Here is a 24,149-nt window from a genome sequence, read left to right on the forward strand (position 1 = left end):
CGCCCCGCGAGGGACGCGCGTCTGCTGGTTCACAGTTCAGGACTTGTGGCCGAGCGCTTCGCAGGTGCGCAGGTTCTTTTCGCTTGGCTCTTCAGTCGCCAGCACATTGAACACGTCGGACTCGCCCTTCTCGGGTTTCGATTTTGACTCGATGATCAGAACCGACTGCACGGCCTGGTGATCGCACTTGCGATAATATTCAGGGCCCTTGTAGTAATCGTACTTCAAGGCTTCGACAGCAGCGATGACTTTGTCTGTGTCGAGGCTTCCGGCGGCCTTGGCGCCCATCAGCAGCGTCTTGACGCCGGCATAGCCCAGCGCGCCGTAGTCCGACGGCACCTTGCCGCCGTGCATTTTGCGGAACCGATCGTTGAACGCCTTTGCAGAGGCAACCTTGTCTTCGATGCCCCAGTAGTACGAGGTTCCGCCGATGACGCCTTCGAATGCCTGCGCGCCGGCAGCGATGCGGCCCGTATAGAGCAGGATCGGCGCAACGATCTTCATGCTCTTCTTCATGCCGAAATCGGTTGCCTGCTTGAGCGCGATCTGCTGATCGCGGCCGAAGTTGCTGATGACGAGAATGTCCGGCTTCAAAGCCTGAATGCGCGGCAACAGTGCCGAGAAGTCCGTGGTGCCGAGCGGATGCCGGATATCGACAAGGCTTTCGATCCCCAAGGCCTTTCCGGCTTCCTGGAAGCCGCGCACCATTTCATGGCCATAAGCATAGTCCGCAGTGAGGAACGCGACCTTCTTGCCGAACTTCGAGAACGCGTAGCGTCCGACAGCGCCCGCGGTCAGATGCGGCGTGAGCGCTTCGTGGAACGTGTACTTGCTGAAATCCTTGGCCTCGTTGATTTCGTCCGACTGGCTGATCGAGTTGTAGATGATCTTGCGCTCTTTGGTGACGTTGTTCACTGCAAGCTGAACGGAAGCAGACAGGCTGCCGACGATGAAGTTGACCTTTTCCTTCTCGATCAGTTCCAGCGTGCGGGTCGCCGCTTCACCAGGATTGAGCTTGTCATCGCGGACCAGCAACTCGGCCTTGCGGCCATCGAGACCACCGGCCTCGTTGAATTCGGCAATAGCAACTTCCGCTGCGCGCACCTGGTCCTGGGCTTCGGTGCCGTAGGGACCGGTCAGCGGAACGGGAAAACCAACCTTGATCGTCGCTTCCTGTGCCTGAAGAAGATTGATGCGAAACGGCGAGGCCGCCAGAACGGCGCCAGCACTGGCTGTGGTCAGCAGGCGGCGGCGCGAAATCGAGTTAGAACCTGTCGTCTTCTTGGCCATGTATTCCTCCGAGGTTGATATTGTTTTGTAGCGTCGGTCAGATGCGCCCGAGAGCGGTAAGAATGACTCTTGGCGTTAGCGGAATTTCGGTCACGGTGACATTGAACGGCGACAGCGCATCATTCACTGCGTTGGCCACAACGGCGGCGGCCGCCGCGGTCCCGGCTTCTCCAGCCCCCTTGGCGCCAAGCTCGCCATCCAGCGTCGGAGAAACGATATGCCCGACATCGATATCCGGCATTTCGCCTGACATCGGCACCAGGTAGTCCGCCATGTTGGCGTTGGTGAGCTGTCCGCGTTCATCGTAGATGCAGTGTTCGTACAGCGCTGCGCCAAGTCCCTGCACCACGCCGCCGCGGATCTGTTCGTCCACGAGTTGCGGATTGATGATGGTGCCGCAGTCCTCGACAACCCAGTGCCTGAGCAGCTTGATAAAGCCGGTGCGGGGGTCGACCTCGAGCCAGGAAGCCTGAATGCCGTTGGTGAATGCAAACGGATACTCGCGCGGCACGAAATGGCGTGTCGCCATCAGCTCGGGCTGGAAGCCCGGCGGCAAGGTATCGGGCCTGAAGTAAACGATTCGGGCGAGCTCATGCAGCTCGATACGTTGCTGACCGCCCTGAACGTCAACGACGGCGTTGTCAACGATATCCAGGTCCGCCGGCTTGGCCTGTAAAATAGCAGCCGCGACATCCAGAATGTTGTTGCGCAGAACCTTGGCCGCCTGCAACGCGGCTTCGCCGCCGATGCCGGCGCCGCGCGACGCCCAGGTGCCTCCGCCGTAAGGCGTGTTGTCGGTATCTCCAAGAATGACTCGCACGCGCTCCATCGATACGCCAAGCACGCTGCCGACGATCTGCGCGGTGAGGGATTCCGATCCCTGCCCCTGCTCGGTGATGCTGGTTTGGCAGATTACGCGACCTGTGGCGTCCAGGCGGACGGCGACGCCATCCTGCGAGGAAATCCGCGCCCCGCCAACGCCATAGAACGCTGCGCTCGGGTTAGTCACCTCGATGAAGCTGGCGATGCCAATGCCGCGATAGATTCCCTGCTTGCGCAGGGCCGCCTGCTCGGCGCGCAGCGCACCGTAATTCATCATCGCGTACAATTTGTCGAGCGAGGCGTGATGCGACAGCGCCTCGAACTTCAACCCGGATGGCGAACCGCACGGATAGGCGTCATCGCGGATCAGGTTGCGTCGCCGAATTTCGAATGGATCCATCCCGATCCGCTGAGCGGCAAGATCGACCAGACCCTCGGTGATCGAGCATGCGATCGGATGCCCCACGCCGCGATATTGGCAGGTGACGTTCTTGTTCTGGAAAACGACGCGGGTCCGCGCCCGATAGTTTTGTGTCGTGTAGGGTCCACCGACCAGATTGACGACCTGATTGGCTTCGATCGCGCTGGTGCGCGGATACATCGAATACGGACCGATACCGGTGACGTCGTCGATCTCGAATGCATTGATCGTGCCGTTTTTGCTGACGCCGATGCGCGCCTTACAAACGTGATCTCGCGCGTGAATGTCGGTGTTGAAGCTTTCAACCCGATCCGCAACGAACTTGATCGGGCGGCGCAGCAGCTTCGACAGCGCCAATGTCGCCATTTCGTCCGCGTAGATATGGACCTTGATGCCGAATGAGCCACCGACGTCCTTGCAGACAACCCGAACCTGCGCCTCATCAAGACCGAGATGCTTGGCGGCAATGTTCTGCACCATATGTGGCGCCTGGGTGCCCAGATAAACGGTGAGACGCTCATCGCCGCTGTTCCAGTCCGCAAGCACCGCGCGCGGCTCGAGCGTGACACCGGTGTGGCGGCCGAACACAAACTCGGCTTCCACGACCTCGTCGGACTCACTGAATGCCTGATCAACAGCTCCGGCATCGAGATTACGCTCGAAAGCCAGATTATCGCCGAGATCGGGATGGATCACCGGTGTTGCAGGATCGAGCGCCGTGCGCATGTCCGTCACCGGCACGAGCTCTTCGTAATCCACCGAGACAAGTTCGGCGGCGTCCTCGGCGAGCGCGCGGCTGGTCGCAACAATGGCGGCCACCGCTTCCCCCTGCCAGCAAGCCCGGTCGACGGCGATTGCATGCTGCGGCGCTGACTTCAGGCCCTTGAGATGCGACAGGACACCAACCCACGGCGAAATGACCTTCGCGAGCTCCGCACCGGTCACAACCGCGATCACGCCGGGCATTGCTTTCGCCTCGGTCGCGTCGATCTTCAGAATCCTGGCATGAGCGTAAGGCGAACGCAGAAATACGACGTGCGCCATGCGCGGAAGCGTCAGATCGCTGACATACTGGCCGCGACCCTGCATGAGCCGTCCCAGGTTGGGGCGGGGCACCGTCTTGCCGATATATGAATTCGGGCGGTCGAGAACGGAAAGACCGCGCTGCTTCATTGAGCTATCGTTCATCGCACCCGCCCCGCGCGTGCGCGTGCCGTAGCTTCCACGGCATCGACGATTGCATGATAGCCCGTGCAGCGGCAGTAATTGCCGGACAGATGCTCGCGGATTTGCTCTCGGTCAGCTTGCGGCTCATGCTTCAGGATGTCCTGCGCCGCCATCAGCATCCCCGGCGTGCAGTATCCGCACTGAAGAGCATTGCGATCCTGAAATGCGGCCTGCAAATCAGAAATCTCGCCGCTGTCCGACAGACCTTCGATCGTTTCAACGGACGCGTTCTCCACCTGCACCGCCAATAGCAGGCAGGCTCGCACAATGTCACCATTGACGCGAACGGTACATGCACCACAAACGCCATGCTCGCAACCGACATGCGTTCCGGTAAGGGACAGATGCTCCCGCAGGAAATCAGCCAGATTGAGCCGAGGAAGCACGCTCGCGGACACGCGCTCTCCGTTCACGATCAGGGAGATCGGCATTAGATCAGTCATGCGAGCTTTCTCGTTTCGAGATCGGGCCGGCCGAGCAACGTCACAACGCACTGCTCCAGAAGCTGACGCGCCAGATAGCGGCGCATGGAAGCCGAAGCCTGCTGATCCTCCTGCGGATCAAGCTCTTCATCTAGGGTAGCCTGTGCGTCGGTAAGCATCGATGCCGTTACAGGCTTTCCGATGAGATGCTTTGATGCGCCTGCAAGCATCGGTTTGTCGCCCACCGCAAAAAAGCCGAGCCTGAGATCCGAGAGCACGTCCCGCTCAAGAACCCCGGATGCCGCCAATCCCACGATGGCGTAATCGCCCTTGCGACGCGCATATTCGTGAAAGAAGTGGACGGAGTTCGGTGTTGCGACAGGAACCTCGACCGCAACCAGCAACTCTTCTGGCGACAGCAATGTTTCGTAGATTCCCGTAAAAAAGTCGGCCGCGGGGATGCGGCGCTCACTGTCCTTACCGCGCACAACGATGGATGCACCAAGCGCGATGACGCACGCCGGAAGTTCCGATGCCGGATCGGCATGCGCCAAGCTGCCGCCGATAGTGCCCCTGTTGCGAATCGCCGGGTGAGCAACATGCGCGATAGCTTCGGTCAGAAGCGGAGCGTGTTTGGCGATGTCCGGGGACTTCTGAACATCGACGTGCCGGGTGAGCGCGCCGATCTTGAGAACGCTATTGGTTACGGAGACCCCGCGCAGCTCGGCAATGGCGCCGATATCAACCAGCAGCGAGGGCGCCGACAGCCTGAGATTCAAGGCCGGCATCAAGCTTTGACCACCGGAGAGCACTTTCGCCTGATCGCCGTGCAAAGCAAGCAGATCCAATGCGTCGTCGACGCTTGAAGCACGCGCATAGTTGAAAGCCGAAGCTTTCATTCCGGCAACCTCCCCTCGCCTCATTTTATGATGGGCTTGGATTTTATTAGAGGGTGCCGCGCACCAAAGGTCAAGCCTTGTTTATCGAACGATTATTTCGCTGCCATGAACAGGTCGTGACGTGGACGGCCGGACATCAAGGCCATTCACCCGCTCCTTATGGATAAGCGAGATACGACAAATCAAAGACAGGGTTACGGAATTCACAATTGGAAGATCCGGGAAACGAAGGCTTTCGCGTTGCACAATTTCCTAGCGCCGAACCGCTGGTCGCCTCGCGCGCCGTTGAGATATTCGCTGCGCACCAGTGCGTTTTTGAAAAATAAGAAGCGCCCCTTCGGCTTCCATCTTGAGAATTTCAGCGAATAAAGCCGCCGCCGGGGACATCACCTTTCGCGCCGGCTCGATCAAAACGAACTCGGAATAAAACGGCGGCTCATCGAGCGGCCTGACATCGAAGCGATCCTCATCCAGGTCCGAAACCATCATCACAAAGGGCAGAATGGCGACCCAGTCGCTCGCTGCGACAAATTGCAGCGTGCCCATCATCGCGTCGAGTTCGAGGCGCTGCGCGACGGTAACGCCATTGGCGGTGAAGTACGTTTCGATGTTGCGGCGGCGGGTGTTCTGAGGACCGGGCAACACCACTTTGAGCGGATCAAGGTCCGAAAGCCTGACCGGCTTCAGATTGCTTTTGGTCCGCTTCGCGCTGACAAGCATCTCCCGATCGCGCGCAAGAAGGCGATGCGATATCCCGGTTACCCCCTCAAACGCCGGCACAATGGCGAAATCCAGTTCGCCTTTCAGGATCATGTCGGTCAGAACGCCCGAATAGGCTTCAGTGACGCTGATCTCGGAGCCCGGGGCGGAGGTCAGAAACCTGTCGAGCGCCGGAGCGAGCAGCGATCTGGTGAACGTTGGCATCAGACCGACGCGGATCGCTCCGCGGACATGATTGACCGCGACACTTTGCTGCGCCGCCTCCAGCTTTTTCAGAACGTCCACGCACTCGCGATAATAGAGTTTCCCGGCGAGTGTCGGCTCGATGTCACGGCCATTACGCTCGAGCAACGCTGCCCCGAGTTCGAACTCAAGCTGCTTGAGATGCTGAGAAATCCCGGACTGGGTCGCGCCCTCCCGTTTGGCAGCCGATGTGAATGAGCCCTCTTCATAGACCGCGACAAAAGACCTGATCTGGCGAAGCGAAATCATCCATCAACTTTCTTAATGCAATTGAGTAGGAATAATCATTTTTCTAATAGCCCACAATCGTTACTCTTGCGTCCAGAAACAAACGTCTCGGGAAACGCACAATGAAGCTGGGCTTTTTCACCATGCCGATCCATCCGCTGGATAAGGACTGGCGGCAGTCGCTGGCCGAGGATCGCGAGGCCTTCCTGCTCGCCGACGAACTCGGATTTACCGAGGCCTATGTCGGAGAGCATGTTACCGACAAGGCCGAGAACATCACGTCCTGCGTGACATTTCTGGCTTGGATCGCTGCCGCGACGAAGCAGATCAAATTGGGCACCGGCACCGTGAATATGCCCAACACGCATCCTGCAACGGTCGCAGCAACCATCGCGATGCTGGACCATATGCTCGATGGCCGTTTTATTTTCGGCATCAGCCCCGGCGGTCTTCTTTCCGATGCGGAACTGTTCGGTAATCTCGATTTCAACCGCAACGAGATGTTCCTCGAGGCGATCAATCAGGTGCTTGGCATCTGGTCGGGAGAGCCGCCGTACAATCTGCAAGGCAAGTACTGGACGGTGTCCACGCAGCGAACGCAGATCAAGGAAATCGGCCAGGGCTACATCCCTCGCCCGCTGCAACGACCGCATCCGCCAATCGTCGTGACAGCGGTCGCGCCCTTTTCAAAGGGCGTTACCGAAGCGGCCGTTCGGGGATGGGACCCGATTTCTGCAAACTTCCTGATGCCCGCATGGGTCAAAAGCCACTGGCCGAAATACGTTGAAGGCTGCGAGCGCGGCGGTCGCCCCGCAGATCCCGCAAACTGGCGTGTCGCCAAGAGCGTTTTCGTGGCTGACGATGCCGCGACTGCCAAAGCCTATGCCACCGATCCCAACGGTCCATATGTGAACTATTACCGCTCATTGTTCACAAAGCTGAAGAAGAATGGACGGATCGAACTGTTCAAGACGCGCCGCGATCAGCCGGATGACGAGGTGACGCTGGAGATGATCTGCGACAAGCTGATCATCTATGGCACGCCGGACAGCGTTGCCGATCAGCTTCTTGCTTTTCAGAACGATGTCGGCACATTCGGGACGCTGCTCTATGCCGGCAAGGATTGGAAAGACCGCGAACTCGGGCGAAGATCCATGATCCTGACGGCGGAAAAAGTCTTGCCGCTGGTGAACGCAGGTTCGCCCAGACAGGCCAGAGCCGCAGAGTAGTTGCTAGAGCAGGAATCTCCATTGGCCCTCACCGATCGCGTCCCCTACCAAGCCCTCATCGATCGCCCCAAGCTGGTCCTTCCCGGCGGCAAGAAGCTGGCGGTCTGGATCATCCTGAATGTCGAAGAATGGCGGATCGAAAATGCGATGCCGCGCACGGTTCTCAGCCCACCGATGGGGCAACCGCTGCTGCCTGACGTGCCAAACTGGGCGTGGCACGAATACGGAATGCGCGCGGGCTTCTGGCGCCAATTGAAAGCGCTGACCGACCGGAACATTCCGACCACGCTGGCCATCAACGGCAATGTCTGCACATCGTATCCGCGCGTCGCGGCAGCGGCGCGCGATGCCGGATTCGAGTTCATGGGGCACGGCTTCCTTCAGGGACCAATGCACAAACTCGACAACCAAGGCGACGCCATCAAGCGCGCTGTCGACACCATTGCGAAGTTCGCCGGCAAGGCCCCGCGTTCGTGGGAAAGTCCCGGATTGACGGAAACCAACGATACGCTCGATCTTCTCCGACTGAACGGGATCGAGTACGTCGCGGATTGGGTGATCGACGATCTTCCTCAGGACATCGATACCCCGCACGGCACAATCACGACGATTCCTTACACTGTCGAGACCAACGACATCGTCGTTCACGCGCTACAACACATGGCGTCGGATCAGTTCATGCGCCGATGCATCGACCAGTTCGACCGGCTGTATCTTGAAGGCGAAGAAAACGCTCGTGTCATGGCGATCTCAATTCATCCTTACATCACGGGCGTTCCGCACCGGATCAAGTATCTTGAGCAGTTGCTCGACTATGTGATCGGCCATGACGGCGTTGCCTTGATGACTGCGAGCGAAATAGGCGACTGGTATCGCGACCAGATGGCCAAGGCTTAAAATCCGATTGGAGTTCAAACATGATCCGAGCCGCCATTGTCGGACTGGGATGGTGGGGACAGACCATCGCCAGCAATCTTGCGGCCAGCGAGGTCATCAGGCCGGTGCTAGGCATCGATCCCCTGGAGCCCATGCGCGCGAAAGGTGCCGCGCTGGGGCTTGAAACTTCCGGCCGCTTCGAGGATGCTCTGGCGCGCTCCGACATCGACGCCGTTATCCTCTGCACGCCCCAAGATCGCCATGCGGCGCAGATCGAAGCCGCCGCCAAATCCGGCCGTCATGTGTTTTGCGAGAAGCCACTTTGCACGACCGGAGCCGATGCAGAGCGAGCCATTGCCGCTGTCAGAAAGGCAAACGTGCAACTCGGCATCGGACATGAGCGACGCTTCGAGCCCGCCGTGATCGAACTGCGCAAGCGGTTCGCAGATGGCGAGTTCGGCAATGCGCTCGTGCTGGAGGGCAACTTCAGCCAGGACAAGTTCCTCAATCTGCCGCCGGATAACTGGCGCCTGTCGAATACGGACAATCCCGTCGGCCCCCTCTCGGCAACCGGTATTCATCTGGTCGATCTTTCGATCGCGATTCTCGGAAAGCCCACTCACGTCTGGGCGCGACTGGCCACGCTCGGGAGCCATTTTGCAAACGGGGATACGCTCTCGATCACCATCGGTTTCGAGAACCGAACGACGGCTACTCTGAACGCGGTGCTCGCAACGCCATTTATGGGTCGGCTCGCGCTGCTGGGATCAAAGGGCTGGATGGAAATCCGCGACCGGACCCATCCGGAGAGCCCGACCGGCTGGGACGTCACACGCGTTCAGCGCGATCGGCCACCGGAAACCGCTTACTATCAGCCCCACCCTGCGGTGAGGGATAATCTGGAAGCTTTCGGAAGGGCGGCGCTCGGCGGAAGCCTGTATCCCGTAACCCATGAGGAAATGCTGATGAACGTTCGCACGTTCGAAGCCATTCAGCGATCAGCTGCCAGCGGCGGCATTGAGCCGGTTTGATTTCACCGCCGGCCGCTTGGCAACATTGTTGGACACGCGTGCAAATCCCGCAAGATAGCCGTCGATCGCATTCGCGATCATTTCTTCCTTTTCCTGAAGCGGCTCCATCTCGTAGATGTACCTGCGAACGCCGTAATAGAAAATGCCGCCGTGGAAGACCCACGCCATTTCGATCTCGGATGCCGTCGGCTTGGCCTGCGTCGGCAGACCAGCTTCGAACCTGACTTCCTTGATGATGCGCGTCAGGATCTTGTCCCGCACAACGCCGACATACCAGCGGTTGATGTCCAGGCCCTTCAGGCCGGAGAACAGATAAATTCGAAGCCATTTCCGCGTGAAGATCACGTTGGTATAAGCTTCGTAGAACTGCACAAGGCGCTCGCGGATGGGCCGCGAACGGTTGGTGAGAAGCTTCTCCCAGCCGGTGTCGAGCGGCTCGAGATAGACCTTGCGGTAGACTTCCTTGATCAGTTCTTCCTTGCTCGGGAAGTAGCGATACAGCAGCGGCTGGGTCACACCCAGCCGGCGCGCGAGTTCGCGCGTGCCACCGTTAAATCCCTCTTCGGAAAAGAACTCTGTCGCCTTGCGAACGAATTCCTGACGCCGGTCCTCGGGAGACAGGCGCTTCTGCTTGACCCGCGCAACCGATGGTGACGGTTTCTTTTTCATAAAGACCTGCTGGGGTTATGCCCCAGGAACAAAGTGACCAAAACTTCCGCGTGCAAACAGCAGCGGCTCCGCACGGTTGTAATCATAAGCCTCTACGGCACCAAGGAAAATAACGTGGTCGCCCCCGTAATAGCGGTCCGCGCTGCGGCACTGGAATGTGGCGACCGCATCCGCAAGAACCGGCGCATCGCCAAGACCGGGTTTCCAGGACACCCCAGCGAACTTGTCCTCGGCCCGCGTGGCAAACTGCTTTGCCAAGCCCTGCTGGGATGCTCCGAGCACGTTGACCGCAAAATGGCTCGCGTTCTGAAAGATATTCATGCTTGGAGAGTAAGATACCAGGCTCCACAAGACGAGCGGCGGATTCAGCGAAACCGACGCAAACGAATTGCAGGTCAGGCCGGCCTGCCGGCCATCCGGCGTTGCCGCCGTAATCACCGTCACGCCGGTCGCATAGGACCCCAGCGCGTTCCGGAAATCTCGCGGATCGATCGGCGAACTGTCGCTCGACAATTCGTTCCTGAAATCCGTCGGGTTCTGCGATGCAACCATCACCGAGCCTCAGAGGGTCAGGTTTTCGGACGGCAAGTCCAGCGCAACGCGACCATAGTTGGTTCCGGCAGCATCGAAGCTGAACGCGATATGAGCGTTGATCGCGTGAGCATCGCGGAACTGCCGTTGCAATGCGCCGGTCGTGTAAAGGCCCCGCGCGCCGCTCGCCGAAAACAGCGTCGAGACCGCTTCGGTGCACAGATTGACCGCATATGCCCCATCGCGCCGGTATTTGGTTTTTTCCGAGAGATCGGGGACAGTACCATGGCGGGCATCAGACATGGCTTCAATGCACGTCCGGCGCATGATGAGACGTGCCGCATCGATTTTTGCGGAGGCTTCAGCGATCTTGATTTGCGTCGTCTGCAGGTCGCCAAGTTTTGCGCGGTTGTAGGTCGAAGCGCGATGCTTGGCGATCCCGACATAGTCATCAAGGCACGCCTGCGCATTGCCCAGGCCCGCGCCTGACAGGACAAACGGAAACAGGGAGAATACCGGCAAGGCGTAGAGCGCCCCGGGATTCACCGCGCTTCCAGGTGTCGCGCCACCGGCAACGTCCTTGACCGCAAGCGTCATGTAATCCGGAACGAACACATCCTTAGCTTCGACGTCGTTCGATCCGGTCCCCTTCAGGCCGGTCGAACTCCATGTGTCGAGAATCTTGTAGTCGGACTGCTTCAACAGAAATATCCGGTATTCCACGCCATCCGCATCGTCCTCGGACGACACGATGCCCGCAAGCATGTTCCACGTGCTTGAATCCACACCCGACGAGAACGGCCAACGGCCCGACAGGGTATATCCACCGGCGACTTTCGTAGCGCGGCCGGCTGGAAACACAAACGACGATGCAATGAGGGCATCGACATTTTCGTTCCAGATCAGGTCCTGCGCGCGCGCATCGAACATGCCGAGCATCCAGTGATGGCTGGCCAGGTTCGCGAGATTCCATGCGACCGACGCATCGGCAAGCGCGACAACATCAGCGAAATCGACCAACGCGACATAATCAAGCTCGGAGCCGCCGACCCGCTTGGGCTGGAGAATTCGGAACAAACCGGCTTCGTGAAGCTCCTTCTCAGTTTCAGGCGGAAGGCGCCGCATCTCTTCGGTCTTGGCAGCGCGTTCACGCAACATTGGAACAAGCGCGCGTGCCCGCTCCAGCATCTCTGAGTATGCGCCGTCCTGACCGTTCGAACGCCGATCCAGATCAAGCTTATGGACAGTCCCTGACATGCTCGCCTCCCTGAAACTATCGCGCCGCAGCTTTTCTCGGAGCATTTGGCTTGATATGCGGACGATCGAGATAGAGCGATGCTCGCAGTCCTTCGTCGTCCTGAGTCGCAAACTCGGACAGCAATTTCATCTCCGGAATACGCGAACGATCCAGCGTATTCACATCCGGCCAGTCAATCTCAACCAGATTGCCGGCGGGGTCCCGCAGATACATCTGGACGCAGCCGTCCGGCAGTTCGTTGACTGCATTGCGGAACGCCGAGAAATCGAGCGCTCCGATCGCTTTAGCCTTCTCATAAGCTGCATGAAAATCGTCAACGTCGAGCGCGAAGTGCTGATAGACCGGAACACTATCTTCGAGTTCGAACAGATGAAGTTGAAGATCTCCGCAGCGCAGATACTTGGTCTTGAAACCGAAATTGTAGGTCGGGATCAGCTCCATGCCCAGCACGGTCTGATAGAAACGGGCGGACTCTTCGAGGTTCTTCGCGCCAATGGAAAGGTGGTTGAAACCAAGGACTTTCATGTCTTCACTCCCGCGAGCTTGTTGAGCTTTTTATTTTATCACCCGATAAATAACGCAACAGAACTGGAATTGCAAGCATGGCGCAGCCCAGTGCGCCGCACAAAGCGCGCGGCGTACTGATCTATCCCTGCCAAATCTCGAAATTCCCGATGCGAAGCTGGCCTTTAGACCCTTCGCGGTAGCCTAGTCTGGCCGGCCCAGCGCCCTCAAAATCTGCGCTCGCAACGAGCGCGGACGATGAATTCCGCACAATGCAGCCTGCAAATCCCGAACACGCTCAGCATTGCTGCCGGCCCGGCTTCCATCCGCATTGATGAAACTGTTCTCGAATCCGATCCTGCAATGGCCGCCCATCGCGGCTGCGGCGACCAGCGACGCCGTCTCGGATGCGCCAAAAGCGCAAATCCACCAATCGAAGCGTTCCGCGCCGCCGTTGTCCCGAACCTTCGCAACGAATGGCGCGAGTTCAGCGGGATCGCTTTCCTGAGCCACGGCATATCGGCCAAGCGGGAAAATGACGGAATGCCGATGACCGGGGATGACCCCACGCTTCACGAGATCGAGCAGATGGTCGAATTCATTTGCAGCATAGACGATGTGCTGAACGGCAATGCGCTGCTCGTGGGCCCATCGATACAGGTCCGCAGCAGCACTTTCCGCGCTCGCGTCCGGGATCAACTCCTTGGTCGCGATGCTGACTGCCTCGGGGCGAACGGCTCGTACCACGGCGATCTGCTCGTCGGGGCTGAAGATGCCGACCGCTTCGGTTGTAATCTGAACGACGAACTCCGGACCAGTGAGCTGCCGCACCGCTTCGGTCGCGGCCAGATAGCGCGCCGCATCAAGCGTATGACGACCGTCCGCATCGCGAACGTGCATATGAATGGCTTGCGCGCCCGCACTCTTGCATGCAAGCGCATCCGCTGCGATTGCCTCAGTTGTCAGCGGCAGATTTGGATGCTCTGCATGGCCTTTGCGCGCGCCATTCGGCGCGACCATAATAGTCAGATCGGCCATGCCAGCCCTACCCTTCAATGACGGTGCTCAAACCGAGCGAACGAGAAGCAAAATGCGCCGATTGCTCTACGACTTGAGTTTCGTCCGGTCAATTCCATGCATTGTCTCAAGCACGGCACAGACCGCTGCGGTGTCCTGTTCCCGGCGTCCGAGTGCCGCCCCCGCGTGGTAGACTTGCGATGCCGCCGCATAGACCGGCAGCGCGCAGTCGAGATCGGCCGCGAAGGCATTAATGATCGAAATATCCTTGAGCTGCATGCGGATTGTCGCCGTCGGCTCGTCATAACGCTCGTCGCGCATCAAAGGACCACGCATCTGAAACATCCGCGAAGTGCCCGCGCTGTCAGCAAGCGTGTCATAGACGACGGCGGGATCTATGCCTGCCTTAATGCCCAGAACCATGGCTTCCGCTGCAGCAACGTTATGGATCGTCACGAGATGATTGGCGATGTACTTCATGATACTGCCGCGTCCGAATGGTCCAAGGTAATGCTGCACACGGGACATGCCGGCGAAAACCGGAGCGCAGCGCTCGAAGGCCGCCTGGTCACCGCTGCCCAGGATCACGAGATCCTTGGCAACCGCCTGCGCACCCGTTCCGCTGATCGGACAATCGAGGAGAACCTTGCCGTTATTCTGCATGACATCATGCGCGGCCTGCTTGATGTCGAGAGGCAATGTGGAGCATTCGATAACGATCTGTCCGGTCCCTGCGGCCTGAGCGATACCGTCGACGCCGTTAATCACCGCGGTCAACGCCTCGGCCTTCGGTAAAGACATGATGATAATCGGCGCCGCTTCGGCAACGGCGCGGGGAGACATCAGCGCCTGCCCGCCCAGCGAATTGAGACGCTCAGCCGCCGACGGCACGGGATCGTAACCAACGATGCTAAAGCCCGCTTCGCGCAGATTTCGCGCCATTGCGGTGCCCATAATTCCGACGCCAACAATACCAACGTTCCGATTCATCCCGCGCGCCTCTCGTCAACACGATGGTTGTGAGGCGCGCAATATCAGCAAGTGTCTTGGCCTGACAACAGCAAACTGTCGTCGCTGAATCATCAAATCACTCAGGATGCCGCCGCCGCGCAGTTCGTCAGATCGCTTGCTGCGTCTTTTCTTCAAGCAACTTGACCATGACAAGGAGCGCCCGGTTCACCGGCGTCGGAATGGAGAGCTCCTCACCCTTCCGGACGACATAGCCGTTCAGGTAGTCTATTTCGGTTTTCTTGCCGCGCGCCAGATCCTGCGCAGTGGAAGAATACTGATTTGGCATCGATCCCGCCAAGGCCAGCACAGTTTCGTCGATGTTCTCCGGTACGGCAATGTCCAGCGCCGATGCCACTTCCGTGCATTCGCGTACAACGGTCCTGACCACCTCCGTGACGCCGTCGACCTCGAAAAGCCGCCTATAGGGCAGTTGTGCGACCGCCGACAACGCGTTGTAGGCACAGTTCGTGATGAGCTTGAGCCACAACTCATTGGCGACCTTGTCGGAGACTGCGGTAGGTACGCCAGCCTGTGTAAAGGTTGCAGCGACACTCGCACTAGAAGGCGAGGCGCCGATGATCAGTTCGCCCCTGCCATGATGCTTGACGTGACCGGGGCCAGCCATTTCGGCCGCGACGTAGACGATCGCTGGAACAGCAATCTGATCGATCGTGGCTTGCAAGCGCTCTGCGTTGTCAACACCGTTCTGCAAACACAGAACCACAGCACCTTGCTTCAGGTGAGGTGCGATCAGACGTCCAGCGGCCTCTGTATCAGCCGATTTTACACAAAACAGAACGACATCCGCCTCCACAACACCGATGGCGTCAGTCGTAGCGGCTACCCGCACGTGATCCTTGAAATCGCGGTGCTCAAGGAGGAGACCGTGCTGCCTGATCGCCTCCACATGCTGGGACCGCCCTATCAGGGTCACCCTATGCCCGGCCCTCGCAAGCATCGCGCCGAAATAGCAACCGACGGCTCCGGCGCCCATAACCGCAATTTGCATTGCCTTGCCTCGAACCAGTTAAGACCGCTCGCATTTAGTCACGATTTGAGCCGGCGGGCAAAGAACGAGATTATCTCATCGTGCGCGGCATTGGTCGGCTGCCCAGCCTCGTCGGTGAGATGAGCGGCGCTGTGGGGGGTTGCAAAGAACGGCGGCAACTCAGTGGCGGCGGCGCTGTCGGGAAGCAGGCGAGCAACGAAGCGTTCTCCGAGAGCTTCGGAGAAAGCACCGTGGCGACAAACGACACCAGCATGCGCGACAAATCGTGTCCGCCGAAAGTCCAGTTTCCGGCAGGTACTTCCTCGACGATCACGATGCAGTTTGCGCGCTTCTTGGAATCTTCGGGAATTTGCCCGCACTCGGCAGCCGCCTCGCCCGGCTTGTAGAAGCCGGCGTCATGGAGCGGAGAGAGTATCGCGACGACGGGCAACGCGCGCGGGTCGAGTATCCGCTCACCGACATGGGCCAATCGCTTGGCTTGTCGTTCACCGCGCTAACTGAATGGAGTGACCGGTGGATCGGCAACGGCTCCGGACCGTTGGCGCTCCGTTGAGACCGTCATCACTCTCCCACCACCGCGCCGGTCGGGAAAGAGCACAAAATAGCAGAAGACGGACGCCGGCCCGGCTTCTGCCTCCTCAACTTATCGCCGCCTTCAGCGGCGCAAAATCCAACCGTTCACGCCGATTTCAGCACGCTGGTATCAATGGGCATCTTGCGCAGGCGCTTGCCGGTTGCCGCAAAGATCGCATTGGCGATAGCGGGAACGATCGCCGATGTTCCGGTCTCGCCCATGCCGCCCGGCGGCTCCGTGCTTTTAACGACGTGAACTTCGATAGCCGGTGCCTCATTGATGCGCAGTATCTGGTAGGTATCGAAGTTGCCCTGCTCGACACGGCCGTTTTTCAGCGTGATCTCGCCGTAGAGCGCCGCTGTCGTACCGAAGACGATCCCGCTCTGGATCTGCGCCTGGACCGTATTGGGATTCACCACCGTGCCGCAGTCGACCGCACAGATGACCCGGCGGACCCGAACGGCGCCGTCTTTCGACACCTCGACTTCGGCCACGTGCGCCATGTAGCTGCCGAACGAGAATTGCAGGGAGATGCCGCGGCCGCTTCCCTTTGGCAACGCTTGTCCCCAGCCGGCTTTCTCGGCGGCGAGATCGAGGACCGCCTTGGCGCGAGGTGACTTGTCTAGCAGCGCTCTCCTGTAGGCAACTGCATCCCGTTTGGCTGCCGCCGCCAGTTCGTCGATGAAACTTTCGGTCACAAAGACGTTGTGGGAAGGACCCACACTGCGCCAGAACGCTGTCGGGATGCCCGGCGGCTCCACGCGTACATATTCCACGTGGAAATTCGGCAAGTTGTAGACCAGATCGATCGCGCCTTCCGTCGTATCGGGATCGAGTCCATCCTTGAAAGCCGGCGGCAGCCACCGCGCGATCACGGAAGAGCCTGCAAAACGATTCTTCCAGGCGACCGGCATGCCCTTGTCGTCCAGCCCGGCCGAAATGCGATCGAACCAGTAGGGCCGATACATCGCGTGCTGGATATCCTCCTCGCGGGTCCATACGACCTTCACAGGACCGTCCACATGTTTGGCGATTTCGACCGCGCGAACCGCACCATCGGCCTCCAGCCGCCGGCCGAAACCACCGCCGATGAGATGATTGTGCACGATGACCTTTTCCGCGGGTAGGCCCGCCGCCTTCGCCGCCATCGCCTGAACGCGGGCAATTGCCTGGTTGCCGATCCAGATTTCGCACTCGTCCTTGCGCAGATGCACCGTGCAGTTCATCGGCTCCATCGTGGCGTGCGCCAGGAATGGCACTTGATAGATAGCTTCCACCTTGGTCGCGGCACCTGCCATCGCCTTATCGGCGTCGCCGAGATTTTGCGCGACAGGTCCTGAACGGAGCGTCGCCTGCTCGAGTTCGCGGGCGATGTCCGCCGTGGCGAGTCCGGCATTGGGGCCATCGTCCCATTCGATCTTGAGCGCAGCCAGCCCTTTCTTTGCCGCGCCCATATGGTCCGCAACCACCGCAACGGCGTCGTCGAGCCGGACAATCTGGCGCACGCCCTTGACCGCCTTGGCTTCCGCGTCATCCACGCTCTTCACGCGTCCGCCGAAGACAGGCGATTGTACAAGCGTCGCGACTTTCAGGCCGGGCGGACGAACATCGATGCCGTAGACCGCAGTCCCGTTGACTTTTCCCGGTCCATCGAGCCGCTTGGCTGGTGTCCCGATCAGCTTGAAATCCGCCGCCGGCTTCAGCGCGACGGCCTTCGGCACAGGAAGTTTCGCAGCCTCCGCGGCAAGCTCTCCATAAGTCAGACGCCGGTTCGTCTGCGGGTGCACCACCTCGCCATCCTGCGTGCGGCAAGATTCCGGATCGACCGCCCAGCGTTTGGCTGCAGCCGCGACCAGCATGGATCGCGCGGTCGCACCGGCCTCGCGCATCGGCTTCCATGCGCCGCGCATCGCGTTGGAATTGCCGGTCGCCTGCACGCCGAGTAACGGGTTGGCATAAATCTTTTCGTTTGGCGGTGCATGCTCCAGACGCACCTGCTTCAAGCTCACGTCCAGTTCTTCCGCGATCAGCATTGGAATCGAGGTATAGGTGCCTTGTCCCATCTCGACATAAGGCATGGTGAGAACAACCTGACCGTCGCTTCCGATACGAATAAAGGCGTTCGGCGCGAAGCCCTCTGGCGAAGCTGCTTCGCTTTGCCCAAGAGGCAGGCTGAGGCTCAACATGAAAGCGCCAGCGGCGGCGGTGGTCGCGAGGAAGCTGCGTCGCGACAAAGTCGCATCGGGGATGGAAGACGCGATATGATCGAGATTCATGTCAGCCTCCCCTATGTTCGCGCTGCGAGTTTGATGGCTTCGCGGATGCGGACATAGGTGCCGCAACGACAGATATTGCCGCTCATCGCATCGTCGATATCCGTATCGGTCGGTTGCGGCTTGTCGGCCAGCAACGCGGATGCCGACATGATCTGTCCCGACTGGCAATAGCCGCATTGAGGCACTTCATGATCGAGCCAGGCTTTCTGGATCTTGGCGCCGGCAGGCGTCGCGCCGATCGCCTCGATCGTCGTGACCTTCGATGTGCCAAGGCTTTCGATATCGGTAATGCAGGAGCGCGTTGCAACTCCGTCGACATGGACCGTGCAGGCGCCGCACAGCGCCATACCGCAGCCGAACTTCGTACCCGTCATACCCAGAACGTCGCGCAACACCCACAGCAGCGGTGTATCGCCATCGACGTCGACGTTATGTGCTGTCCCATTAACATTGATGGTGAAGGCCATTTGCGCTCTCCCCTCTGACGTGATCGCACTTGCCGGTCATCACTGGCCGGTGCGTAACAACAGGTCGTAGTCCCGTGGACAGGTGAATAATTGCCGCTTGCTCGACACAGGTCAACGACGCCGTTCTGCCGGCAGTCAAAGGAATTTCCGCTCACACCGTGTTGAGCTTTCCTTCCGGACCGGCACTGAACCGTGCAACAAGAAAATCGATGAACAGACGGACCTTCACAGCCAGATGCCGCGTCGGCGGGTAAATTGCGTAGAGTGTCAACGGCGGAGCTTTGTAATCGTCGAGGACGGTCCGCAACTTGCCCGCACGCAATGCAGCGCCTGCAATGAATGTGGGCAGAAGCGCTACGCCCCGTCCCTTCACAGCCGCGTCACACAGGACTTCGGCATTGTTGGCGCATAACAGCCATGACGGCTGGATCCAGTAATCGCCGTCCCTGCCTGTGAGTTTCCACTGATTTCCGGTGAGCAAGAAGCCATAGGTGAGCGCTGCATGATTGCGTAACGCGTTTGGATGAGTGGGAATGCCGTGGCGATCGAGATAGGATGGCGACGCACAGATGACGCGCTCGATCGGGACAATCTTGCGCGCGATGAGACTTGAGGATTCCAGATCAGCGATGCGAAGCGTGACATCGAACCCGCCCTGCACCGGATCGACCTGTTCATCGCTCAGAACCAGATGAATTTGAAGTTCGGGATTCGCCTCCATGAAGTCGGCGATCGCAGGGCCAAGCTGCAACGTCCCGAACGACATCGGCGCATTGACGCGAAGAAGTCCTCGCGGCGTGGATTGCAGATGCGCAACCGCCTGATCCGCGGCATCGATGTCCGCGAGGATGCTTAGTGCGCGTTCGAAATACATCTGACCGTTTTCGTTGGGACTCGCGTGACGCGTTGTCCGGTTGAGCAATTGAACGCCGAGGCTTTGCTCCAGTTCGCTGACGTATTTGCTGATCGCCGAGCGCGATAGCCGCAGGTGTCGCCCCGCCTCGGAGAAGCTGCCGAGTTCGACCACTTTGACGAACGCCCGAAGGCTGGCCAGCTTGTCCATGTGATTGATCCCCGGAGAACGGCATTCGATGACCTTGAAGATTGTCATCAGATCATAGACAGAGATGCCATAAAAGAGCTGATTGTCTTCAAACGAGCGTCGACCAATTATTCCTGCAACAGAGGCTGATCCGCCTCATACGCAGGAGAAGACACCATGTCCGGCATTCACCACGTCACCGCTATCGCTGGTAACGCATTACAAAACTACGACTTTTACACCCGCGCCCTTGGACTTCGCTTCGTCAAGAAGACGGTCAATTTCGACGATCCAGGCACCTATCACTTTTATTATGGCGACGAGGCCGGCAGCCCCGGCACGATCCTCACGTTCTTCCCCTGGGAAGGCGCGGCGCCCGGCCGCGGCGGCGTGGGCCAGACCCAGCAGACCGCCTTCCGCGTTCCGGCCCGCTCGCTGGGCTACTGGACGCATCGCTTCATCGAGAAAGGTATCGCCCACGAAGCGCTGGAAAAGCGGTTCGGCGAGTCCGTACTGCCGTTCACCGACCCCGATGGCATGAGCCTCGCGCTGGTCGGCGTTCCGGGCGCGGAAAACGAGGCAGGCTGGAGCAACGGTGATGTGCCGGCTGAACACGCGATCCGAGGGTTCCATGGCGTCACCTTGCTGCTCGACAACGCGGCCCGGACCGGTGCGATCCTGACCGACGTGTTCGGCTTCGAGGAATCTGCTCGTGAGGGATCGGTGATCCGTTTCAAAGCACCTGGCCTCGTCACCGGCGGCTTGGTCGATATCTATGAAGCTAAGGGCTTCCTGCCTGGGCGGCAGGGAACCGGATCGGTTCACCACATCGCGTTCCGGGCGAAGGACGATGCCGATCAGGCCGGCATGACAAAGAAGCTGATCGAGAAACATAGCCTGCATCCGACAGAGCAGAAGGACCGCAACTATTTCCGGTCGGTCTACTTCCGTGAGCCCGGCGGCATCCTGTTCGAGATCGCAACCGATATTCCCGGCTTCGCCGTGGACGAACCGGTGGCAACGCTCGGTCAGGATCTGAAACTGCCGAGGTTCCTCGAAGCCCACCGCAAGGAAATCGAGGCCGTGCTGCCTCCGCTTGGAAAGGCTGCGTGATGAGTAACGACTTCATCCACCGCTTCGAGCCGGGAAACCGGCTCGAAGCACCACCGCTCCTGCTGCTTCACGGCACGGGCGGCGACGAGAACGACCTGCTGCCGCTGGGCAAGACGATCTCGCCGGGATCGGCACTGCTGTCGCCGCGCGGCAAGGTGCTCGAGCATGGCATGCCGCGCTTCTTTCGCAGGCTGGCCGAGGGCGTGTTCGACGAGGACGACGTACGACGTCGCGCTGATGAGCTTGCGGATTTTGTTGAATCCGCACGCGCGCGCTACGGCATCGCTGCGCCTGTCGCGCTTGGCTACTCGAACGGTGCAAACATCGCGGCTGCGATGTTGCTGCTCCGGTCGGATGTTCTTGCGGGAGCAATCCTGCTGCGTGCGATGGTGCCGCTGTCGCAACCGCCGCAGGCCGATCTCAGGGACAAACCGGTGCTGATCGTGTCAGGCAAGCTCGATCCGATCATCCCCGCGACCAACTCGGCGCAGCTAGCAGCGCTGCTGACGAAGGCTGGTGCGAATGTTCAGCATCCGGTGCTGCCCACCGGACACCAGTTGTCGCAAGCCGACCTGACCATCGGCCAGGAATGGATCAAGGCCGTACGTTTTCTTCAGGCGGACAAGGCGGCGGCCGTCTGAGGATTCTAAGGCAGCGACAGGATGCGTCCGTAATGGGCGCATCCTGTCGTTGTGAATCGCTCCCAAGATTCAAGCATCACTGTTTGCGGCTATAGATATCAGCCCACACCATAGTGGCGGCAAAAAACGCGAACAGAAGGATAACCGGGACGATAGCGAGAATGGTGTCTGTGGGCATGGTCTTCTCCAGTCTTGTGGAGAAGCTTTTACGCTTGTTGATCAAGTGGCCATTTGAGCCAAGTCAAAACCGATACATGCTCAGGCCGCGGTCAGGTGATCCAGCCGCTCTGCGCTAAGCAACCTCACACCATCGGGCACGATGAGTATGGTTTTTTCGCGCGCCAGTTTCGTCAGTGTCCGGCTCACCGTCTCAATCGTCAGTCCCAGGTAATCCGCAATGTCCTGCCGTCCCATCGGCAACGCAACCGTGACCGACATCGGGCCGATTCTAGCGTAGCGAGCCTGAAGGTTGACAAGGAAGGCGGCAACTTTCTCTTCTGCCGTCTTGCGGCCTAACAACAGCATCTGATCCTGTGCGAGGCTGAGCTCATGCCCGGCGAATTCGTGCAACCTTCGCAGCAGATGCGGCTTGCCGTCGATGTAAGACAGGAACGACGAACGCAGGAAGCGACACACTTTGACGGGTGTGATGGCCTCAGCCGTCACGCCGTAACGATCCATCAAAGCAAGGCCGAGAAAATCGCCAGGCAATGCAAATCCCATGATCTGACGCCGACCATCGGGCAGCGACTTGTAAAGTCGCACGACACCTTCGGTCACATTGAAAACGTGGCTGGCAAGCGCCCCCTGATCGAACAGCATCACCTTGGGCGCAAAGGTCGTCGGCTGACTGATGCGCTCCAGCGCCTCGAGCTCGGACAATTCGAGAGCGCCACAAACGCTTACCAGGCGAACGCTGCATTCGGCGCATCCGGCACTGCTTCGATTGTGCTTGCATGGCTCGCCCGCCGCTGTGCACTGTTCAAACCTGTCCATCGATGCCGCCCGTGTTGACCTGTCTCTCTATATATACGCAATCGTCCAGCATTTTTGATCTATGTCAAAGCGCCAGATAGTTGATGCACATCAATGCCGGAAGGGCCGCGAACCGTCCAATCTGCCGTTTTACTGGATACGGTCGGCGGCGGGCTCACTTGGCGATGGATCAGCATTTTCAAGCGCATTCGATCGGCCTAAAAGACGCAAAGTCCGCTTACCCGCTGGTCTATCTGCATGACGCCAGCATATCGCTGGAAGAATGGCTGCGCTTCGCTCGGCGTCGATGCCGCCAACCATCGGATCGCACCGGCCTGATCGCCATCCGGGATCGCCGTGGCCTTATTCATGCACTATTCGGATACCGGATCGATATCGATCTGCGGGCACGTAAAAAACTATGTCTTGGCAATCTCGTGGTCGCACGGATGCCTGGCCAGTTGATCGACGAAGCCATTATCGCCAGCGCAAACGAACTTGCCGCCCGCTTCTCCTGCCAGACCATCAGCCTCGAACAACCCTTCAGCCGCAGGACCGGCGTGCCGGGCGCCTGCCCCACCGCCTACGACCTATCGGCCAGCCGCATAAGTTTTATCCCGAGCACACGACGCCACTGAGCTGCCCGGACTGCGAGCGCAAGTGCCTTGGGGCGTCGATCCTGCCCTGCGTCGTTGCAATTCCCAGTTCAAGGCTGTCCGCAATCCGCCGCGCACGCTCCATAAAATGCGCAGCCGCGGCCGGTGGACATACCTCCGCAACCGTGCCCTCGAACAGTTCAAGCCAGCGGTCGAAATGTGCCCCGCTTACCGGGAGAGCCATATGCATCCTCATCGGCTGTCCGTGATAACGGCCGGTCATGAGCGCAACCGAAGACCAGAACGCGCAGAGTTTTGCGATATGATGCTCCCAGTCCGTGACCCTCGTCGCGAAAATCGGTCCGAGCACAGGCTCAGCCTGGATGCGCTGATAAAACAACCTGACGAGGCGCTCGATCATTGGCTCATCGATGCCGGTTTTTGTCATGATATCGGCTGTGATCCGCGCCCGGCGCTCAGGTCCACCTGCTTCCAAATCACTCATTTTTCGATCCTCAATGGGCCGCGGCTCACGCAGCCGGTTGAATTCCAAAATCCTCGGGGCGAAGAACCAGGTCGGCCAGCGTATAGCGGTCGAGCGTTGCAATAAAAGCCGCCAACGCCTCATTCAAAACGCCCCGCAAGCGGCAGCGCGGCGTGATCAGACACCTGTTTTCGGGCGAGAAACATTCGACCAGCGCAAAGTCCGGCTCGGTGGTCCGAACCACGTCGCCAAGACTGATCTTCTCAGGGCGCCTGGCCAGCTCGAGTCCGCCGGAGCGTCCGCGCACCGCCTTCAGAAAACCGGCGCGCGTCAGCTGGTTCACGACCTTCATGAGGTGTGCCCGGGATATTCCATAGACCTGCGCCGTTTCCTCGATTGTGATCAATGCGTTGCGACGTGCGGCGGCATAAAGCAGTACGCGTAGTGCGTAGTCCGAGAAATTGGTCAATCGCATAGCGGCTTCTGAATCCAGATTGCTGAATAAGATATATATAAAATATTTCTTTATGGAAGCTCAGATCCGCATGCCGCTTCAGCTTTTTCGGAGGCTAGG

Annotated in this window: 25 protein-coding genes; 7 read left to right on the forward strand and 18 right to left on the reverse strand. The window is 59.3% G+C overall.

Annotated features, from left to right (window positions below):
• Positions 1–36 precede the first annotated feature (36 nt).
• From AC1RM7_RS09120 to AC1RM7_RS09140, 5 genes are all read right to left on the reverse strand, one after another.
• Positions 37–1,290, reverse strand: a complete 1,254-nt coding sequence (locus tag AC1RM7_RS09120; protein WP_024921974.1) for an ABC transporter substrate-binding protein — start codon at positions 1,288–1,290, stop codon at positions 37–39.
• Positions 1,291–1,327: 37 nt separating this feature from the next.
• On the reverse strand, positions 1,328–3,721 hold the full coding sequence (locus tag AC1RM7_RS09125) for a xanthine dehydrogenase family protein molybdopterin-binding subunit (RefSeq protein WP_024921973.1): 2,394 nt from the start codon (positions 3,719–3,721) through the stop codon (positions 1,328–1,330).
• Positions 3,718–4,203 carry a (2Fe-2S)-binding protein gene (locus tag AC1RM7_RS09130; protein ID WP_006021836.1) on the reverse strand — a complete coding sequence of 162 codons (486 nt, stop codon included), beginning with the start codon at positions 4,201–4,203 and terminating at the stop codon, positions 3,718–3,720. The genes AC1RM7_RS09125 and AC1RM7_RS09130 overlap by 4 nt, the downstream gene beginning before the upstream one ends.
• Positions 4,200–5,081, reverse strand: coding sequence for an FAD binding domain-containing protein (locus AC1RM7_RS09135; protein WP_024921972.1), 882 nt, complete (start codon positions 5,079–5,081; stop codon positions 4,200–4,202). The genes AC1RM7_RS09130 and AC1RM7_RS09135 overlap by 4 nt, the downstream gene beginning before the upstream one ends.
• Before the next feature lie 252 nt (positions 5,082–5,333).
• The gene (locus AC1RM7_RS09140) at positions 5,334–6,293 is read right to left on the reverse strand and encodes a LysR family transcriptional regulator (RefSeq protein ID WP_024921971.1); all 960 of its coding nucleotides are present in this window, start codon (positions 6,291–6,293) and stop codon (positions 5,334–5,336) included.
• 101 nt (positions 6,294–6,394) lie between these two features.
• Here AC1RM7_RS09140 and AC1RM7_RS09145 point away from each other — a divergent pair, with 101 nt between their 5' ends.
• Genes AC1RM7_RS09145 through AC1RM7_RS09155 form a run of 3 tightly spaced genes read left to right on the forward strand, consistent with a single transcriptional unit; the run spans position 6,395 to position 9,408 of the window.
• Positions 6,395–7,501: an LLM class flavin-dependent oxidoreductase gene (locus tag AC1RM7_RS09145; RefSeq protein WP_024921970.1), complete on the forward strand. Its 1,107-nt coding sequence runs from the start codon at positions 6,395–6,397 to the stop codon at positions 7,499–7,501.
• Positions 7,502–7,522: 21 nt separating this feature from the next.
• A complete protein-coding gene (locus AC1RM7_RS09150) occupies positions 7,523–8,398 on the forward strand; it encodes a polysaccharide deacetylase family protein (protein WP_024921969.1) in 876 nt (291 codons plus the stop codon).
• 20 nt (positions 8,399–8,418) lie between these two features.
• Complete coding sequence (locus tag AC1RM7_RS09155) at positions 8,419–9,408, forward strand: Gfo/Idh/MocA family protein (RefSeq protein ID WP_024921968.1); 990 nt, start codon at positions 8,419–8,421, stop codon at positions 9,406–9,408.
• On the opposite strand, the gene AC1RM7_RS09160 is transcribed toward AC1RM7_RS09155, so the two are convergent.
• The 7 genes from AC1RM7_RS09160 to AC1RM7_RS09190 form a co-directional block, all read right to left on the reverse strand.
• Complete coding sequence (locus AC1RM7_RS09160; protein WP_006021842.1) at positions 9,376–10,077, reverse strand: TetR/AcrR family transcriptional regulator; 702 nt, start codon at positions 10,075–10,077, stop codon at positions 9,376–9,378. The genes AC1RM7_RS09155 and AC1RM7_RS09160 overlap by 33 nt on opposite strands.
• Positions 10,078–10,092: 15 nt before the next feature.
• The gene (locus tag AC1RM7_RS09165) at positions 10,093–10,629 is read right to left on the reverse strand and encodes a flavin reductase family protein (protein WP_006021843.1); all 537 of its coding nucleotides are present in this window, start codon (positions 10,627–10,629) and stop codon (positions 10,093–10,095) included.
• A gap of 9 nt (positions 10,630–10,638) precedes the next feature.
• A complete protein-coding gene (locus AC1RM7_RS09170; protein WP_425991637.1) occupies positions 10,639–11,796 on the reverse strand; it encodes an acyl-CoA dehydrogenase family protein in 1,158 nt (385 codons plus the stop codon).
• Between the two features lie 85 nt (positions 11,797–11,881).
• Positions 11,882–12,391 (reverse strand): VOC family protein, encoded by a 510-nt coding sequence (locus AC1RM7_RS09175; RefSeq protein ID WP_006021845.1) that lies wholly within the window; start codon positions 12,389–12,391, stop codon positions 11,882–11,884.
• A gap of 183 nt (positions 12,392–12,574) precedes the next feature.
• On the reverse strand, positions 12,575–13,408 hold the full coding sequence (locus AC1RM7_RS09180; protein ID WP_024921964.1) for a beta-keto acid cleavage family enzyme: 834 nt from the start codon (positions 13,406–13,408) through the stop codon (positions 12,575–12,577).
• A 66-nt stretch (positions 13,409–13,474) separates the two neighbouring features.
• On the reverse strand, positions 13,475–14,377 hold the full coding sequence (locus tag AC1RM7_RS09185; RefSeq protein WP_024921963.1) for an NAD(P)-dependent oxidoreductase: 903 nt from the start codon (positions 14,375–14,377) through the stop codon (positions 13,475–13,477).
• 127 nt (positions 14,378–14,504) lie between these two features.
• Positions 14,505–15,407: a ketopantoate reductase family protein gene (locus AC1RM7_RS09190; RefSeq protein WP_024921962.1), complete on the reverse strand. Its 903-nt coding sequence runs from the start codon at positions 15,405–15,407 to the stop codon at positions 14,505–14,507.
• A gap of 265 nt (positions 15,408–15,672) precedes the next feature.
• Between AC1RM7_RS09190 and AC1RM7_RS09195 the strand changes: the two genes are divergently transcribed.
• Positions 15,673–15,960: a winged helix-turn-helix transcriptional regulator gene (locus AC1RM7_RS09195; protein WP_160166485.1), complete on the forward strand. Its 288-nt coding sequence runs from the start codon at positions 15,673–15,675 to the stop codon at positions 15,958–15,960.
• Between the two features lie 125 nt (positions 15,961–16,085).
• Here AC1RM7_RS09195 and AC1RM7_RS09200 read toward each other — a convergent pair whose 3' ends face one another.
• The 3 genes from AC1RM7_RS09200 to AC1RM7_RS09210 form a co-directional block, all read right to left on the reverse strand.
• Positions 16,086–18,257, reverse strand: a complete 2,172-nt coding sequence (locus AC1RM7_RS09200) for a xanthine dehydrogenase family protein molybdopterin-binding subunit (RefSeq protein ID WP_024921960.1) — start codon at positions 18,255–18,257, stop codon at positions 16,086–16,088.
• Between the two features lie 11 nt (positions 18,258–18,268).
• Positions 18,269–18,724: a (2Fe-2S)-binding protein gene (locus AC1RM7_RS09205; protein ID WP_034459211.1), complete on the reverse strand. Its 456-nt coding sequence runs from the start codon at positions 18,722–18,724 to the stop codon at positions 18,269–18,271.
• 151 nt (positions 18,725–18,875) lie between these two features.
• Positions 18,876–19,787, reverse strand: a complete 912-nt coding sequence (locus AC1RM7_RS09210) for a LysR family transcriptional regulator (protein ID WP_024921959.1) — start codon at positions 19,785–19,787, stop codon at positions 18,876–18,878.
• A 156-nt stretch (positions 19,788–19,943) separates the two neighbouring features.
• On the opposite strand from AC1RM7_RS09210, the gene AC1RM7_RS09215 reads away from it, so the two are divergent.
• Together AC1RM7_RS09215 and AC1RM7_RS09220 are read left to right on the forward strand one after the other, a co-directional pair.
• A complete protein-coding gene (locus AC1RM7_RS09215) occupies positions 19,944–20,879 on the forward strand; it encodes a ring-cleaving dioxygenase (protein ID WP_024921958.1) in 936 nt (311 codons plus the stop codon).
• Positions 20,879–21,520: an alpha/beta hydrolase gene (locus AC1RM7_RS09220; protein ID WP_024921957.1), complete on the forward strand. Its 642-nt coding sequence runs from the start codon at positions 20,879–20,881 to the stop codon at positions 21,518–21,520. The genes AC1RM7_RS09215 and AC1RM7_RS09220 overlap by 1 nt, the downstream gene beginning before the upstream one ends.
• 258 nt (positions 21,521–21,778) lie before the next feature.
• On the opposite strand, the gene AC1RM7_RS09225 is transcribed toward AC1RM7_RS09220, so the two are convergent.
• On the reverse strand, positions 21,779–22,516 hold the full coding sequence (locus AC1RM7_RS09225) for a cyclic nucleotide-binding domain-containing protein (protein ID WP_006021855.1): 738 nt from the start codon (positions 22,514–22,516) through the stop codon (positions 21,779–21,781).
• Positions 22,517–22,680: 164 nt separating this feature from the next.
• On the opposite strand from AC1RM7_RS09225, the gene AC1RM7_RS09230 reads away from it, so the two are divergent.
• Positions 22,681–23,133: a hypothetical protein gene (locus tag AC1RM7_RS09230; RefSeq protein ID WP_024921956.1), complete on the forward strand. Its 453-nt coding sequence runs from the start codon at positions 22,681–22,683 to the stop codon at positions 23,131–23,133.
• Here the strand turns inward: AC1RM7_RS09230 and AC1RM7_RS09235 are convergent.
• Together AC1RM7_RS09235 and AC1RM7_RS09240 are read right to left on the reverse strand one after the other, a co-directional pair.
• Positions 23,108–23,596 (reverse strand): group III truncated hemoglobin, encoded by a 489-nt coding sequence (locus AC1RM7_RS09235; RefSeq protein WP_024921955.1) that lies wholly within the window; start codon positions 23,594–23,596, stop codon positions 23,108–23,110. The two genes, AC1RM7_RS09230 and AC1RM7_RS09235, sit on opposite strands and share 26 nt — an antisense overlap.
• Positions 23,597–23,621: 25 nt before the next feature.
• A complete protein-coding gene (locus tag AC1RM7_RS09240) occupies positions 23,622–24,050 on the reverse strand; it encodes an RrF2 family transcriptional regulator (protein ID WP_006021858.1) in 429 nt (142 codons plus the stop codon).
• Positions 24,051–24,149 lie beyond the last annotated feature (99 nt).

The organism is Afipia sp. GW822-FHT03D08, from assembly GCF_058801645.1.